This window comes from Parabacteroides sp. MSK.9.14 (genome assembly GCF_019041495.1).
GTDB lineage: Bacteria > Bacteroidota > Bacteroidia > Bacteroidales > Tannerellaceae > Parabacteroides > Parabacteroides merdae.
This window is the reverse complement of sequence record NZ_JAHPXO010000002.1, coordinates 69,226-86,057: the sequence shown is the minus strand read 5'-3', so window position 1 is coordinate 86,057 and position 16,832 is coordinate 69,226. Positions and strand designations below refer to the sequence as shown.

The following is a 16,832-nucleotide window of genomic DNA, read 5'->3' as shown; positions in this document are numbered from 1 at the left end:
TATGGCATACACAGACTTTATAGCGGCCATCGACCTTGGCTCTTCTCACATGGTCGGCATGGTAGGCGCGAAAGGCCCTGCCGGGACACTTTCCATCATTGCCTACGAAGTGGAGAACTCCGATACCTGTATACGAAGAGGATGTGTATATAATATAAAAGATGCGGCCGGCAAGATCGTGCGGTTGATCCGCAAACTGGAAAACAAATTGGGCGGTTCCCGTATCGGTAAGATATATGTCGGGGTGGGAGGCCAGTCGCTTCGTTCGATTAACCATGCCGTGTCGAAAGTGCTCGGTAGCGGTACGGTGACTGAAGAGGTGCTGAAGGAACTGGATCAGGAATGCCGGCAGTATCGTCCCGATATGCTGGACGTGCTGGATATAGCCGCTCCCGTTTATTATCTCGACAACCAGCCGGAAACCCATCCGATAGGTTTGGGGTGTTCGCGTATTGAAGCCCACTATAAGTTGCTCGTTGGCCGTCCGTCTCTTCGTCATGCCGTAACCACGAACATGGCGGAGCAGATCAAGCTCGATGTGGCTGGTGTTGTTGTTGCGCCGCTGGCGTTGGCAGACCTGATCCTGACGGAACAGGAGAAATTGAAAGGGTGTGCGTTGATCGACTTCGGTGCAGGCGTCACCTCTGTCACGATGTACAAGGATGGCAGTCTGGCCGGTCTCTACGTTATTCCGTTGGGCAGCCATCTGATCACTCGCGACTTGATGTCCTTGGGTATGCCGGAGAAGGAAGCGGAACGTGTCAAGCGCACCTACGGCAACGCTATCTGGGAAAAAGATAACGAACAGCAGATGGTCACGGTAGACTTGGCCGACGGACAGCATTCGAGCGAGATCAAACTTTCGGATATCAATATGGTGGTGGAAGTCCGCAGCCGTGAGATCATCGAAAACATATACTCCCGCATGGAAGATGCGGGAGTGGCAAAAGATCCCGGTTACAGTATCGTGATTGCCGGCAACGGAGCCGCTCTGAAGAACATGCGTGAAGCCCTCAGCGAACGTTTCAAGATGGATGTTCGTTATGCTTCCGTCCGGAAAGATCTGATTGCCGACGGCGAGATGATTGCCAATAATCCCGAATATACGACCGCAGCCGCCCTGTTGCTGAAAGGAACGGAGAACTGCGCCCTTTATATCGCTCCCGAACCGGAGAGACCGAAAGTGGTAGAACCGAAGATCGAGCCGAAAGAAGAACCCGTGATCGCTGAAATAGAAGAAAAGCAGGAAGAACCGTCTGTTGAAAAGCAGTCGGCGGCTACGACTAAGAACCGCAATTCCGGAACAAAGAAGGAGGAAGAGAAAAAGAACCGTAAGGGCTGGGGGATCGGCGACCTTTTCAAAAATGCGGTGGATAAGGTGGGAGAAGGCATTGACAAGGCCTTGAAAGATGAGCAATAATCGGTAACAATAAAAGACAGACGACAATGGACGATAATACATACGATTTTGATTTGGCAAAAGCGCCTCAGACAATCATCAAGGTGATCGGTGTCGGTGGCGGTGGTGGTAATGCGGTCAGCAATATGTATCGCGAAGGTATCCGGGATGTATCTTTCGTATTGTGCAATACCGATAATCAGGCGTTGCAGAAGTCGGAGGTTCCTAATAAATTGCTGATCGGACAGAATACGACGCATGGACTTGGTTCGGGGAATGTTCCGGAAGTGGGAGAAAAAGCCGCCTTGGAAAGTGAAGAAGACATCTACCGGATGTTGGATGACGGTACTCGTATGGCCTTTGTTACGGCCGGAATGGGGGGTGGTACGGGAACAGGAGCCGGGCCGGTAGTCGCTAAGATCTCTAAAGATATGGGGATTCTGACTGTCGGTATCGTTACGATACCTTTTGTCTTTGAAGGACGGCCGAAAATCGTGAAAGCGCTCCGTGGTGTCAGAAATATGGCGCAGAATGTCGATTCGCTTTTAGTGATTAACAATGAGCGATTGAGAAATTTTGCCGACATGCCGGTTCCACAGGCGAATCGTAAAGCGGATGAAACATTGACAATCGCGGCCAAGAGCATAGCCGAAATCGTGACGACCGATTTGGAACAGAATGTCGACTTTGCCGATGTCGACACGACGATGCGTAACAGTGGCGTAGCTTTGATCAGTATCGGTTTCGGAGAAGGAGAAGGACGTTTGCGACAAGCGATTACGGAAGCTTTGGAGAGTACGTTGGTCAACGATGTGAACAATATTTTCAATGCTAAACGGGTAGCGTTTGTCATTTATTATAGCCATGAAGACGAACTTCGTATCAGTGAAATGGACGATATACATGATTTCATGTCGCAATTCAAGACTGAATACGAGGTGAAGTGGGGACATGGTTATGATGACAGTTTAGGGCATAAGATCAAGATTACGATCTTGGTGACCGGTTTCGGGTTGGAAGATATCCTGACCAAGACGGAACAGCAGGAGCTTGTCACAGAAGAACAACTGCGCGAAATGGCAGAGAAGGAAGAAGCGGAAAGAAAAAGACGAGCGGAAGAAGATGCCTTGATGGGACGTTATTACGGTGAATATATCGACTCGCGTCCGAATGCCGAAATCGTTGTATTTGCCGTCGACGAATTGGACGATGACGCTCTGATCTCTTTCATGGAAGACAAACCTGCCTACAAGCGGACTGCCAAAGACGTGCAGCAGATACGCCGGAAGGGTGAGGAACCGGTACGTACCCAAGGCATGTCGTTCACCTCGCCTGCCGCTAACCAAAACAAGAAGCCTAAATCTGGCGGCACAGTTATTAGTTTTAGGTAATGAATAATGACTAATTGATAATAAATAATGAAAAATTAATGATGAGTAGTTGGATACGCGAAGGTTTAATTATTCATTCTTAATTCTTTAATTTACAAAACTATGGATTTGTTCGAAAGAGTCAGCGAAGACATTAAAAACGCAATGAAGGCGAAAGATAAAGTCGCCCTTGAAACACTGAGAAACGTGAAGAAGTTTTTCCTCGAAGCGAAGACCGCTCCGGGAGCCAACGATACATTGACAGATGCCGATGCATTGAAGATCATGCAAAAGCTCGTCAAACAGGGTAAGGATTCCGCCGCTATCTACGTGCAGCAGGGACGTCAGGATTTGGCCGATGTCGAACTGGCACAGGTAGCCGTTATCGAAAAGTACCTGCCGAAACAGATGTCTGCCGAAGAGCTGGAAGTCGAGCTGAAGGCAATCATTGCACAGGTCGGGGCTACCGGTCCGAAGGACATGGGTAAGGTAATGGGCATTGCCTCCAAGGCATTAGCCGGGAAAGCCGAAGGACGTATGATCTCGGAAGTCGTTAAAAAACTTCTGAATTGAAGATTGGAAATGGAAAATTGAAAGATAAAGAAGAATTGTTTTACTTTTCAGTTTTCCATTTTCTCTCCCTTGTTGTATCCTTATCAATCTAATTTTCAATTCTCAATTTTCCATTTTCAATTACCGATTATGATTACTTTTGTTTGTTGCCTTATTGCACTCATCGTAGGTTATTTCATCTACGGTAAATTCATCGAACGTATTTTCGGCATAGATGCCAAACGGCAGACTCCTGCCTATACGCACCAGGACGGCGTGGATTATATTCCGATGCCAACTTGGAAAGTCTTTATGATCCAGTTTCTGAACATCGCCGGACTGGGACCGATCTTCGGCGCCATTATGGGAGCGAAGTTCGGAACCGCTTCTTTCCTGTGGATCGTGTTGGGAAGTATCTTTGCCGGTTCAGTACACGATTACCTGTCCGGGATGTTGTCCCTGCGTCATAACGGGGAGAGCTTGCCTGAGATTATCGGCCGTTACCTGGGCGTGAACTTCAAGCAGTTCATGCGTGGTTTTACGGTAATCCTGATGGTGCTGGTCGGCTCCGTGTTTGTGGCCGGGCCTGCCGGCTTGCTGGCAAAGCTGACACCGGAACATCTGGATACTACTTTCTGGATCATTGTCGTGTTCTTGTATTACATCCTGGCGACCTTGTTGCCGGTCGATAAGATTATCGGGAAAATCTATCCTTTGTTTGCTGCCGCTTTGTTGTTTATGGCGATCGGCATTCTGGTGATGTTGTTCGTCAATCATCCGCCGTTGCCTGAAATCACGGACGGGATGCCGAACACCTATCCCGGTCATCTGCCTATTTTCCCGATTATGTTCGTCAGCATTGCCTGCGGTGCCATTTCCGGTTTTCACGCGACACAAAGTCCGTTGATGGCCCGTTGCATCAAGAATGAGAAGTACGGACGTCCTATTTTCTTCGGCTCCATGATTACGGAAGGTATCGTTGCGTTGATCTGGGCTGCTGCTGCTACTTATTTCTATCATAACAATGGTATGGGGGAAAACAATGCTGCCGTTGTCGTCGACAGTATTACGAAAGAATGGCTCGGTACGGTAGGTGGTATATTGGCAGTCTTAGGTGTGATCGCCGCCCCAATTACCTCCGGTGATACGGCGTTTCGTTCGGCCCGCCTGATTGTGGCGGACTTTCTGCATCTTGAACAGCGCAGTGTCTCCAAGCGGCTCATGATTTGCATTCCTTTGTTCTTGGTGGCTATCGCTCTTTTGCTTTACAGCCAGAAAGACAAGGATGGTTTCGATATGATTTGGCGCTATTTTGCTTGGAGTAACCAGACACTCGCGGTGTTTACCTTATGGGCATTGACTGTCTACTTGGTGATCTCGAAGAAGCCCTATATCGTTACGCTGATTCCGGCTTTGTTTATGACGGCTGTCTGCTCGACATACATCTTTGTCGCTCCTGAAGGCTTAGGCATGGAAAACGGCATTTCACAGATTATCGGCTTTGCCATAACAATCGTTGTTTTAGCCTTCTTCCTGGTTTGGAAGAAGAAGACCGGCAATATATAATATAGTAGGACCGGTCTTCTCTGGTACTCAAGGATGGCCGATGCTGCCTGCCCTTTGCCCGGAGTAGACCGGACGGTTAAGCCTTGATTTTTTGGTTACTTTTGGATCAAGCCAAAAGTAACAAGTAAACCATTATTTACCAGAAATCGAAGGAAAAATGTCAGAACTGTAAACTGAGGCTTGGTGGCAATCTCTTATCTTTATCCACAGAAACATATAAAAGGATAACTACCATGAAAAAACTGATAAGTTTAGTCAGCCTCTTTTGCCTGTCGGTCTTTTTACCTTTGTCTGTTATGGGAGAGCCCATTGACCGGGAGGCCGTTGTCAAGCGGCATCGCGTGTGTACGACCGGGACGCTTCTGAAAAGTCCGGCACAAGTAGGTAACGGTAAGTTTGCCTTCGGGATGGATATAACCGGATTGCAGACCTTCGTCCCCTTCAATACCCTGTCCGACTGGAGCTGGCACAGTTTTCCCCTCCCCGAAGGGATGAGAGCCGAAGATTACCGTCCGGTTGCCGTGGAGACGCACGGCAAAAAGATTGCTTATGAACTCCGCAATCCCGACCAGCCCGAGCTGTCCGAATGGCTGACCAAGAACCCTCATCGCTATAACCTGGGCCGTATCGGTTTCCGTCTACTGCGTGAAGACGGTACGGAAGCGCGGGAAATTGACCTGGGCAATGCCCGGCAGGAAATCGATCTGTGGACAGGTGTCGTCTATAGCCGTTTCGAACTGAACCGCAAAGAGGTGAAAGTGCGTACCGTCTGTCATCCCGATAAAGATATGATCGGAGTCAGTATCGAGTCCGAACTGTTGAACGATGGTAATATGAGCATCTATCTCGACTTTCCTTATCCCGACGGACGCTATTTCAAACATTACATAGGACGCTACGACACGATCTCTGGCCATACTTCCACCTTCGAGAAGTTGGCTCCGAACTCGGTCCGTATCGCCCGTACGATGGATGACACGCACTACTACGCCACCCTTGACTGGACCGGCCCTGCCACTTTCAGTCGTGAATCTGAAAAGGCGCATACCTTCCTCCTCCAGCCCCGGCATACTTCCACCTTTTCCTTTACCTGCTGCTTCTCTCCTGAACCGGTCGCCGATGTGACTGAGCCGGTTGCCTCTATCGAACGGAAGAGTGCTGCCAGTTGGGAGAAATACTGGCGTTCGGGAGCTGCCGTCGACCTTTCCGGAAGCAAAGATCCCCGCTGGCTGGAACTGGAACGGCGTATTGTCCTCTCGCAGTACTTGATGCGTGCAAATGAAAGCGGACTGTTCCCACCTCAGGAATCCGGTTTGGTGAATAACGGCTGGTTCGGCCGTTTCCACTTCGAGATGATTTGGTGGCATGGTGTGCACTACGGGTTGTGGAATCGGATGGAATGTTTTGATAACTATCTGAACGTCTATAAGGACTTTATGCCGAAGGCCCTCGAACGCGCCAAGAGCGAAGGTCGCAGTGGTGCACGTTGGCCGAAGTGCACCGGAAACTTCAACCGCGAATGGCCGGGTAGCGCCCATGCCTATCTGATCTGGCACGAACCCCATCCGATCTACTTCGCCGAGATGCAATACCGTCAGAAACCTGCTCCCGAAACATTGGAGAAATGGAAAGACGTCGTGCTGAACACGGCCGATTATATGGCAGATTACCTTTTCTACGACAAAAAGACGAAACAATATGTCCTGGGTCCTCCTGTCGTTGTCGTTTCCGAGAATACGGACCCGTTGCAGACCATCAATCCGATTTTCGAGTTAGGCTATTTCCGCTACGGCTTGCGCACGGCGTTGGAATGGGCGGACCGGCTGGGTCTGTCGGAAAAAAGAACGAAGAAATGGAAGGAAGTACTTTCGAAGATGGCGCCCCTTCCCGTTGCCGACGGCGTCTATACCACCTACGAGGGCATCCCCGATATGTGGACAAAATATACCTACGAGCATCCGGCCCTGACCGGTGTCTACGGTATGTTGCCTGGTGACGGGGTAGACCTGCCGACCTTCAAGCGCACGTTGGAGAAAGTCTGTAAAGAATGGCAGTTCAATCGCATATGGGGCTGGGATTTCCCGATGTTGGCAATGGCTGCTGCCCGTACGGGACAGCCGGCACTGGCTATTGACATGCTGATGCACCCTTCCGCCGGATTCCAGTTCGACGAACATGGTTTGGCGACAGGCGGTCCGTTTCCCTATTTCCCTTCCAACGGAGCGTTGCTGACGGCAGTCGCCATGATGTGTGGCGGTTGGGACGGCTCGGAGGGTGAGGCTCCCGGTTTCCCGAAAGACGGGAGCTGGACGGTTCGCTACGAAGGGTTTGTGCCGATGCAGTAATAATGGCCGTTTGGGGGAGGAAAATCGGACAATCACCGAAAAACAAACAAATAGGCATCGGATCAAAAACGGATAAGTATCCCTCTGAAACGTAGTAAGCATCAAGGATTTCCTTGAAAAAGACCGATTTTTGAACCAAAACGGGACTGATGAAATTTAAGACTTGGTAATTGGGAAAATAATTTATTGTAAATCAAGTGATTGGTGGGTCAAAAAATGACTAAAAAAAACGTTCCTTTAAATTTGTCATTTTCCCGAGACAAAAATACGCATTCCTTTTTAAACCACAACTCTTTTCTGTAAAAAAATTCGTACCCCTATATCCTTTCTTATCAATTAGATAGCAATTGGAGTACAAAAAACCATCTTTCCAATACGAACTTCGAATATAGGCAAAAAAAATGACTAAAAAAAAGGAACGTTTTTGCTATCAAAGTACAAATGTTAACACGTGTACATTATATATACGTGTACATAATGATAGTAAGAAGTAAGAACTGATATTTCAATTAACTGTATTATTAATATTAAAATTTAGATTATGAACAAGAGATTTTCTACTCTCGTTGCTGCGTTCGCAGCAATTGCTACTGTCTCTTATGCACAGATCGGTGACAAGTATGTGCATTTGAAGGCCAGTTCTACTTACCTGACGGTTACAAAGGAGAATCCGGTAAAAGCCGACTCTGTAAAACTTGCATCTCTTGGCTTAAGCAAAGCTGCAAAAGACTCTGCTTTGTGGTTGCCGAAGTTTGTTGAAAAGATGGTTTCTGGCGACTCCGTATTCCAGTTTGTAAACAAAGCGACAAAGAAGAATTTGTCTTTTGCAGTGAAGAAAAATGGTGCTGGTGGGTATGGCACTATGATTGCTCCGGGGATTGACAAGTTTGTGTTCAAGACAGGTGTTGCTGGTGGTTCTGAAATCTATGCAGCTTATGGTCAGGATACGATTGTATCTATTAGTACTATTTCTGGAAAGCTAAATGTAGGAACTACATTGCCGAGTGAAAAATTTGAGATTGAAGCTCCTACTCCAATCTCTTTAACTACTGTCGCTGATTTGGCTGGTAAACTTTCTACTTTCAAATTCGAATTCAAAGGGAAAGACGGTGGAATCTTCACTGCTACGGATTTGATTCCGGTTCCTGTAACGGTTAGTGGTGCCAATAAATATCGTTTTCAGGTTGTAGGCCAGGAAAAGAGCACAAAAGGTACGAAGAAGGATCAGTATATCACTATTGATACGACAATGATCGGTTCCACAACTTCTATCCAGGTTGCTGCTTTCAAATTGGATACAATCGTTGCTGCCGGTGGTGCACAGTATCAGGGAGGTAACGAAGGTTTACAGACATTCAACTTGTCAATGGATTTGGGTAATGACTCAATCAGTATGGTGACAGACTCTATTGTCCGTTTTGTAAATGGTAAATACGAAGTTGCTGTCAATGGTGGTTCTGGATATACCTACATCGTTGGTTACAAGACTTTCAACGGTGCGCCGGTATTATGTATCGACTCTGCTGCTATCGAAGCTCCGTTCATCACACTTGCTAAAGGTACTCCGGTTAAATTGGCTGGTGGAACAGGTGTTTACTCTTTACAGTTGAAGGCTAAGGGTGGCAATACTAATGCTGCTTATAATGACAAGTATTTGGTAGGTGATGGCTCTACTCCTTCTGCAGCTGTAGCAGCAGCTTCTGCCTATATTCCTTCTACCCAGTTCTATGTAAAAGAACATGAAGATGGCACTTATTCTATCCAAGGTCGTGAAGCTACTACTATAGCAACTCAGACGGGTTCTAATGGCGAAACTTATGGTGAAGCAATTGCTTCTACTTTGCTTTTGGATGAAGAACCGTTATATGCTGTTGATGTGGCAAATGGTGTTTATCACTTAGGTAAAGGTAATAACCAAGATACTCTTGTGTTCAAGAAATTGGATGTAGACTTGACAAATGAACATATCGGTTACAAGTACTATACAAAAGAAGAAATGGGTTATGGCGCTGTTAAGTTCAACTTAGCTTCTGCTGCTGCCGACGATATCTATTTGTCTTTGGTTCAAGATTCTGTAATTGCTGGCGCTAAGGGGGCTGAAAAGGCACTTGAATTGCGTTTGGTTGAAGGTGCAGAGATCGCAAAAGACACTGTTTATTATGGTGCTCAGGCATTAGGTGATACGTTGGTTCGTGTTGCTTATGCATTGGAACAGGCTTATGATGCAGAAGGACGTTTGGCTCACGAAGCTGTCGGCGGTGTTGAAGTTGTTAAGTTGAGTAAAAAAGCCAGCTTACAAAATCAGCGTTTCTTCTTTGTGGCAGGTCCTGCTGAAGATTCTTACAAGATCGTTGAAGCAATGACTACTAATAACGATATACTCACATTGAACATCTCTAACTTGTCTGTGACTTACGATGAACCGGTTGCCGGCGTGGAAACTTACTTCAATATCGAAGGTGCTGAAGCTCCTGTTTATAAAAAGGTGGAAAGTGGTCACTATAATATCGGTAATGGTCTGGAAATGTTGACTGCATCTGATGGTGTTGCCAAGATGTTGCGTGTAGGCGACGAGCTGAAAGCTACTTCCACTGCTGACGATTTTTCTTTATATGTTGACTCTGCTTATGTAAATCGTGGTGAAGATAACACTGAATATGGTTACTATCTCTACAAAGGTGCAGAAGTTAAGAATGACACAATTGTTGGTACTATTTTGGCTGCTAAGGGTTCATTCAAAGCAACTGCTGCTACAGGCGATAGTGCGGTATTCCGTACAGCAACAATTGTAAAGGATACAATCGCTTATGAAGGTGATTTGAAAGATGGCAAGCAGAATAAATATAAAGTTAGAGATGCTAAGAACACTTCTCTTGTAGGTTTCAAAGTGATTGAAGAAGGTGGTTATGAGATCGTTGCTTTGAACTCTGGAAAGAAGTTGGCCGTAGTGAATGGAGTCGTTATCTTCTCTAATAATGTTGCTCCTCTGACATTCACAACTGAAGCTGCTGAAGCTCCTACTGCAAACGAAGGTGTTGAAGTATCTGAAGTGAAAGTGATCGCTACTGAAGGTGGTGTTCAGATCGTAGGCGCTACCGGTAAGAAAGTTGTTGTCAGCAACATTTTGGGCCAGGTAGTGGCTAACACAGTTATCACTTCCGACAACGCAACTATCGCTGCTCCTCAGGGTGTGGTTGTAGTAGCTGTTGAAGGCGAAGAAGCTGTTAAAGCTATTGTTAAGTAATTGGCAAATAGATTGTAAAAGTGTCGCGTACATCAGTGCGCGGCACTTTCGAAATATTAAAATCAAATAATTCTAAGATTCATCGTGTGGTATTCCCGGAACACATCAGCTTTTACAGCTCTCCGTCCGGATCGACCAACTACCCCGCGAGGGCGAACAAGCGGTGAATATTAATACTAAAGTAATGAAATTAAAAAAAGTTCATCTGCTCTCCCTCTGTGAAGACCGAAGCAGACAAAAAACAATCCCCTGTAGTCAATGATTGCAGGGGATTCGTTTTTGCTGGAAAGAAATAGGAAAGATACTTGATCTTCCGTCCTTTATGACGATATATTTACCGTCGAAGTAACCAGGGTAACCGCATCAAAATTTTCCAATATGACGTTTTATCATATTGTTGAATAGGTATTAAATTGGCGAAATACGGTTCTTCATTTCACAAAAGCCCTCTCTTTTTTTAGCAGAAACAAGCAGATAATTCCGTAAACACCCCCATGTTGCCATCCTTTACATCCGGGTGTAGGGAGCCGGTACATCCGGGTGTAAAAGGGGGTAACATGGGGGTTCCGGTAACTAAAGTACCGTGCCGGACAATAAAAACTACCCGGTTTTACCTATTTTATACCCCTTTTTACATAAAATAATCGAGTGGTTTGCAGGGATGGGAATAGGGTATTTATTGTTTTTGTTATTTGTAATGTATTAATATACAGTTGTATATAAGCGGAGTGCCTATTTTTATCCAAATTGCCAGTGATAGGGGTGTGATACCGTAGTGATAGAGAAAACGGGCATATATCACAAATAAGACAAGTTGAATATCAATTGGTACAAAGAAATCAGTGATACAGTGACAGAGGAACTGGAAAACGATTTTGTGACACGCTTTATAAGAAGTGGTCATATGTCTTAAGCAACATCGAGATCATGGAACGATTATCCCAAGGACTGAATAATCAGATATTCCGCAATCCGGCTTACAGCATATGATACTTCTTCAACTCCTTCCTCAGTTCTAACGCTTTCCCCTCTGTGACCTTGTCCATCAATGCCCAAAAACGGTCACTGTGGTTCATCTCTATGGTGTGGCAAAGTTCGTGGAGGAGGACGTAGTCGATCAGGTGCCAGGGCAGGAGCATCAGAGAAAGAGAGAGATTGATGCTGCGACGTGGTGTGCAACTACCCCAATGGCTTTTGCTGTTGAAGATTTTTACATCCGTGCAGGTGAAGCCGTGCCGGGAGGCCAGGTCGAGCAACCGTGAAGGTAAGAGGCGGCGGGCCTCATGCCGGAGGGCTTGCTCAATGAAGTCTTTCAGGAGTTTTTGTACACGTTCGTCGGCGAAGTCGGTCTGCGAGGGACAGGCGATGTGCAGGACGCCATCGTCTAATTTCATATAGAAGTTAGCCCGGTCGGTACGGAAGACATGGAGGCGGAACGTTGCGGTTTGCATCTTCGTCTCATCTGTCAGGAGCGGGCGGGCGGGATGTTTGGCAAGGGCGGCAAGAAGTTTTTCCTTGTTTTCCCGGATAAAAGCGAGCATACGCGCTTCGTTTCCACCCGGAGGCATGGTAGCCGTAATCGTCCCTTTGGAGATTTTCAGTGTGTAACGGGTAGCACGGGGACTGGTGCGGAGGTGGATGGTTCCTAACTCTTTATCTTGTATCGTCTTTTCCATATCGTTCACAAAAGTAATATTTTCCAAGCAAACAATATATGCCCGGAATTGCTTATCTTTGTGCCCGAATAACGAAAATGAGTATAAACAATAAATAATTAAGCAATCATGAGCAAGAAAGCCCTTTTAATGATTCTTGACGGCTGGGGTATCGGCGATCAAGGTAAAGACGATGTAATCTTTAACACTCCCACTCCTTATTGGGACAGCCTGCTGGCCACTTATCCTCATTCACAGTTACAGGCAAGCGGTGAAAACGTAGGGTTGCCTGACGGACAAATGGGTAACTCTGAAGTCGGACACCTCAATATCGGGGCCGGACGTATCGTTTACCAGGATTTGGTGAAGATTAACCGTGCTTGTGCCGACAATAGCATCATGAAGAACCCTGAAATCGTTTCTGCCTTCTCTTATGCCAAAGAACATGGCAAAAATATCCATTTCATGGGGTTGACCTCCAACGGTGGCGTACACAGTTCTTTCGACCACCTGTTCAAACTTTGCGATATCTCCAAGGAATATGGAATCGACAATACTTTCATCCACTGCTTCATGGACGGTCGCGACACGGACCCGAAGAGCGGTAAAGGATTTATCGAACAACTGACGGCCCACTGTGCACAGTCTGCCGGAAAGATCGCATCCATCGTCGGTCGTTTCTATGCAATGGACCGCGACAAACGTTGGGAACGCGTGAAAGAAGCCTACGACCTGCTGGTTGAAGGCAAGGGCAAACAGGCTACCGACATGGTTCAGGCCATGCAGGAATCGTATGATGAAGGCGTGACCGACGAGTTTATCAAACCGATCAACAACGCTACAGTAGATGGTACGATCAAAGAAGGTGATGTCGTGATCTTTTTCAACTACCGCAACGACCGTGCAAAAGAATTGACTGTCGTGCTGACCCAGCAGGATATGCCGGAACAGGGTATGCACACGATCCCTGGTTTGCAGTATTACTGCATGACTCCGTACGATGCTTCTTTCAAAGGGGTCCATATCCTGTTCGACAAGGAAAACGTCCAGAACACATTGGGAGAATACCTGGCTGAAAACGGGAAAACACAGCTTCATATCGCCGAGACGGAGAAGTACGCTCATGTGACTTTCTTCTTTAACGGTGGTCGCGAAACTCCGTACAAAAATGAAGAACGTATCTTGGTTCCGAGTCCGAAAGTCGCCACTTACGACCTGAAGCCGGAAATGAGCGCTTACGAAGTGAAAGACAAGTTGGTTGAGGCTATCAATACGCAGAAGTTCGACTTCATCGTCGTGAACTATGCTAATGGTGATATGGTTGGCCATACCGGTATCTATAGTGCCATCGAAAAGGCCGTAACGGCTATCGACAACTGCGTGAAAGACACGGTCGAGGCTGCCAAAGCCAACGGCTATGAAGTAATCATCATCGCCGACCACGGTAATGCCGATCACGCGCTCAACGAAGACGGTACTCCCAACACGGCTCACTCCCTGAACCCGGTTCCTTTTGTATACGTGACAGAAAACAAAAATGCAAAAGTGGAAAACGGTGTCCTGGCCGATGTCGCTCCGTCTATCCTGCATATTTTGGGTATGGCACAGCCGGCTGATATGACAGGGCAGGACTTGATAAAGAATTAAAAATTAAGAATTAAAAATTAAAAAATAAGACTGGTGAATAATGTGATCCAGACTAAATCGTATGCGTTTGCTATTCGTATAGTGAACGCATACAAGTTTTTAACAAATGATCAAAAGGAGTATGTCTTATCAAAACAGATGTTGCGGAGCGGTACTGCTATAGGAGCATTGGTTGCAGAAGCACATCATGCGCAAAGTAGTGCTGATTTTCTTAATAAAATGAATGTTGCTTTGAAAGAAGCTAATGAAACATTTTATTGGCTCTCTTTATTGAGAGATACGGATTATTTAAGTGAACAGATTTATAAATCTATCTCGATTGATTGTAAGGAATTGATTGCTCTTTTGGTTAGCATAGTCAAGTCTGTAAAATCATCATTAGGGAGATAAGCATTTATTTTCTAATTTTCAATTTTTAATTTTCAATTTAAGAAGTGATTCAAATAGACAATACCCTAGTCAGCCTCGACGTTCTCGAACGCCAGTTCTTATGCGATCTGTCGCATTGCAAAGGTATTTGCTGTGTGGAAGGTGATTCCGGTGCACCCCTGCTGGAGGAAGAGGTGGGCGAACTGGAAAAAGCCCTTCCGGTTATCTGGGACGATCTGGCGCCGAAAGCTCAGGAGATCATCAAGAAACAAGGCGTTGCCTATATTGATGAAGAGGGAGACTTAGTGACTTCTATCGTAAACGGGAAAGACTGTGTTTTTACCTGTTATGATGCGGACGGAACTTGCAAGTGTGCGGTGGAGAAGGCCTATCGCGAAGGTAAGCTCTCTTTCTATAAACCGGTTTCCTGCCACCTTTACCCGATACGTGTGGAAAAGTACGATACGTTCGAAGCAGTTAATTATAATCGCTGGAGTATCTGCAAAGCCGCAGAGATACTGGGTAAGAAAGAAAAACTCCCGGTCTATAAGTTTCTGAAGGAACCGCTGGTCCGCCGTTTCGGAAAGGACTGGTACGAGGCTCTTGAGGAGATTGCCGGAGAGTGGGAGAAACAGAAGAACGAAGAGTGATTTAAGGCTAAACATAAAAGAGCCATGTATGCGGATGATGCATCATCTGGCGTACATGGCTCTTCGTATGTCTTTATATCCCGTTCTTAACTATTGCGTATCAAGTCGGCCGATTTGCCTTCCTCGTTCAGATAAGTTTCGATATGACGTTTCTTTTTGTCTTCGAGAATTTCATTGATGGCGATCAGGATGCCGGTCTCTTCCACCTCCCCGAACTCATGATTGATAGCGGTGCCGAATACACGCATCTTAGGGGAGAGGCTCATATAAGCATTGACCAACGGCGGCACATTGATGCCGAACTTGCGGACTTCTTGGTTCAAGACCTTGTAATTGTCCTTGAAGTTGTCATACTTGAAAAGCTCCTGCATTTTTTCTGGATCCGTGCCTGTTTCCAATGGGCAGATCGGAGTGATCAGTTTCTCTGGGTCGGGGAAGTGCATGTTCAGAAAATACAGGATCATGTTGCGGGCTTCGGAATTGTAGGTGTTATACATCGTTACCTTCCCGAAGTAATACTGCAAGCTGGGGTCCACCACGGAAAGAGCTCCCAGGCCATCCCAAAGATTGTCCAATACGAACAATCCTTTCGCACTGCCACTACGGGTCGACTGGTATTCCAGCGTTACGAACGAACGGCCCAGCTCGACCGTGTACGGTAAATATTCTTTATTGAACTTATCGGAGAAATTGAAAAGGTGGGAAGTTGCTAAAACAGGTTTGCCGGCTTTGTCGAATTTTACATCCGAACCGCAGAGGAAGCGGTAGCCGCCTAAAATCTGTTCGTCTTCAGGGCTCCATACGATAAGCTGGCGGTAAGCGTCGTCCATCGTATCGTATTCGTCGATATCGACCGGAAAGCCGGTCCCGCCTCCGTAATATCGGAAAGCGATTTCCCTGAGTCGCCCGATCTCCTGCATCACGTTGGGAGAGTCGTGGGCTGTGATAATGTATATCTCATTGTTGGATTTGTTGGTCCTCCTCAGCTTCTTGTCCCCGGTCAGTTCAGCTTTCAGGAGAGCACGGTCAATCGGTTTGATGATGTCTTGCATATAATAAAATCAATTATTTCTTTAGATTATAGACGATTTCCTTCACCCACTCAGCCCACTCAGCCGGTTTACGGCTACTGTCGAAAGTTTGCCAGGGAATCGGCTTCCCGAAATGGATGCTGTATGTCTTGTGCTTGCTTTTGAACATCTCGTCGGGCAGGTAGATCATTTCGTAATTCATCTTTATGCCCAAAGCTTTCCGCATGTTGGCGAGACGGTAGAAAAAATTGGAGTTACGTCCTTCGAAAAACACCGGTACGATGTCCCGCCGGTATTCCACGGCCTTTTGGATAAACGACTTCTTCCATTCGGTGTCCTGTATCTTCCCGTTTTGTTTGCGTGAGCATAAACCGGCGGGAAATGTGATGATCTGGTTGTCCGAAGCGTATGCCTTTTCGATTAGTTCGGCGTTCTTTTTCCCCTGCGCCCCATGTTTGTTGATAGGGACGAAGATCGACCTCAGGTTAGACAGGTAGAGCAGCAGGTCGTTCACCAGGTAGCGGATCTTCCCGTCGAAACGTCCGCCGATAATGGCCGACAGGCAAATCCCGTCCAGTCCGCCCAGCGGATGGTTGGAAGCGAATATGTACCGCCCTTCGGCAGGAATATTCTCTTCGTTTACCAGTTCCAGATTCAAGTCAAAATATCCGATCAACTCCTGCATGAACGCTACCCCGTCTTTATCGTGATACCGACGGAGGATCTCGTTCAGCTCATCCTGATGAACAGTACGGATCAGATAGTCAACCATAAAACCGGGAATCTTACGGGCAACCGAAGGCGCCTTTTGCCGTAATACCTGTTTGATGTCTATCTGTGTAATACCTTCTTGTATCATTTCACGTAACTCTTACGGGAGGCAAAGATAGAGTTAATAATTAAAAGTCAATGCTTTCGGGAAAAGTTTTTAAGTGTCGGCTACAACAATTCATGTTGTACAGCTGTTTTTACTAATTAGTACGGAACGTGCAAGATATGATGAT

Annotated in this window: 12 protein-coding genes; 9 read left to right on the top strand and 3 right to left on the bottom strand. The window is 46.5% G+C overall.

Annotated elements, in window-relative coordinates; translation table 11 throughout:
- Window position 1: 1 nt before the first annotated feature.
- The 6 genes from ftsA (at window position 2) to KTG12_RS22150 (ending at window position 10,476) form a co-directional block, all read left to right on the top strand.
- The gene (gene ftsA, locus KTG12_RS01575) at window positions 2-1,420 is read left to right on the top strand and encodes a cell division protein FtsA (protein WP_155143450.1); all 1,419 of its coding nucleotides are present in this window, start codon (window positions 2-4) and stop codon (window positions 1,418-1,420) included.
- Between the two features lie 26 nt (window positions 1,421-1,446).
- The gene (gene ftsZ / locus KTG12_RS01570) at window positions 1,447-2,790 is read left to right on the top strand and encodes a cell division protein FtsZ (protein ID WP_005634292.1); all 1,344 of its coding nucleotides are present in this window, start codon (window positions 1,447-1,449) and stop codon (window positions 2,788-2,790) included.
- A gap of 102 nt (window positions 2,791-2,892) precedes the next feature.
- A complete protein-coding gene (locus KTG12_RS01565) occupies window positions 2,893-3,342 on the top strand; it encodes a GatB/YqeY domain-containing protein (protein WP_005634290.1) in 450 nt (149 codons plus the stop codon).
- Window positions 3,343-3,471: 129 nt separating this feature from the next.
- Window positions 3,472-4,887, top strand: coding sequence for a carbon starvation protein A (locus KTG12_RS01560; protein ID WP_005634288.1), 1,416 nt, complete (start codon window positions 3,472-3,474; stop codon window positions 4,885-4,887).
- Window positions 4,888-5,120: 233 nt separating this feature from the next.
- A complete protein-coding gene (locus tag KTG12_RS01555; RefSeq protein WP_138272858.1) occupies window positions 5,121-7,232 on the top strand; it encodes a hypothetical protein in 2,112 nt (703 codons plus the stop codon).
- Window positions 7,233-7,773: 541 nt separating this feature from the next.
- The gene (locus KTG12_RS22150; protein ID WP_138272859.1) at window positions 7,774-10,476 is read left to right on the top strand and encodes a DUF6383 domain-containing protein; all 2,703 of its coding nucleotides are present in this window, start codon (window positions 7,774-7,776) and stop codon (window positions 10,474-10,476) included.
- A gap of 977 nt (window positions 10,477-11,453) precedes the next feature.
- Here KTG12_RS22150 and KTG12_RS01545 read toward each other — a convergent pair.
- Window positions 11,454-12,152 (bottom strand): M48 family metallopeptidase, encoded by a 699-nt coding sequence (locus KTG12_RS01545; RefSeq protein WP_005634281.1) that lies wholly within the window; start codon window positions 12,150-12,152, stop codon window positions 11,454-11,456.
- Window positions 12,153-12,260: 108 nt separating this feature from the next.
- Between KTG12_RS01545 and gpmI the strand changes: the two genes are divergently transcribed.
- Genes gpmI through KTG12_RS01530 form a run of 3 tightly spaced genes read left to right on the top strand, consistent with a single transcriptional unit; the run spans window position 12,261 to window position 14,797 of the window.
- Window positions 12,261-13,778 carry a 2,3-bisphosphoglycerate-independent phosphoglycerate mutase gene (gene gpmI, locus KTG12_RS01540; RefSeq protein ID WP_005634279.1) on the top strand — a complete coding sequence of 506 codons (1,518 nt, stop codon included), beginning with the start codon at window positions 12,261-12,263 and terminating at the stop codon, window positions 13,776-13,778.
- Between the two features lie 33 nt (window positions 13,779-13,811).
- On the top strand, window positions 13,812-14,168 hold the full coding sequence (locus KTG12_RS01535; protein WP_005634277.1) for a four helix bundle protein: 357 nt from the start codon (window positions 13,812-13,814) through the stop codon (window positions 14,166-14,168).
- Between the two features lie 44 nt (window positions 14,169-14,212).
- The gene (locus KTG12_RS01530; RefSeq protein WP_005634275.1) at window positions 14,213-14,797 is read left to right on the top strand and encodes a DUF3109 family protein; all 585 of its coding nucleotides are present in this window, start codon (window positions 14,213-14,215) and stop codon (window positions 14,795-14,797) included.
- 86 nt (window positions 14,798-14,883) lie between these two features.
- On the opposite strand, the gene KTG12_RS01525 is transcribed toward KTG12_RS01530, so the two are convergent.
- Together KTG12_RS01525 and KTG12_RS01520 are read right to left on the bottom strand one after the other, a co-directional pair.
- Window positions 14,884-15,849, bottom strand: a complete 966-nt coding sequence (locus KTG12_RS01525; RefSeq protein WP_005634273.1) for a GNAT family N-acetyltransferase — start codon at window positions 15,847-15,849, stop codon at window positions 14,884-14,886.
- Between the two features lie 13 nt (window positions 15,850-15,862).
- Complete coding sequence (locus KTG12_RS01520; RefSeq protein ID WP_005644558.1) at window positions 15,863-16,687, bottom strand: 1-acyl-sn-glycerol-3-phosphate acyltransferase; 825 nt, start codon at window positions 16,685-16,687, stop codon at window positions 15,863-15,865.
- Between the last annotated feature and the right edge of the window lie 145 nt (window positions 16,688-16,832).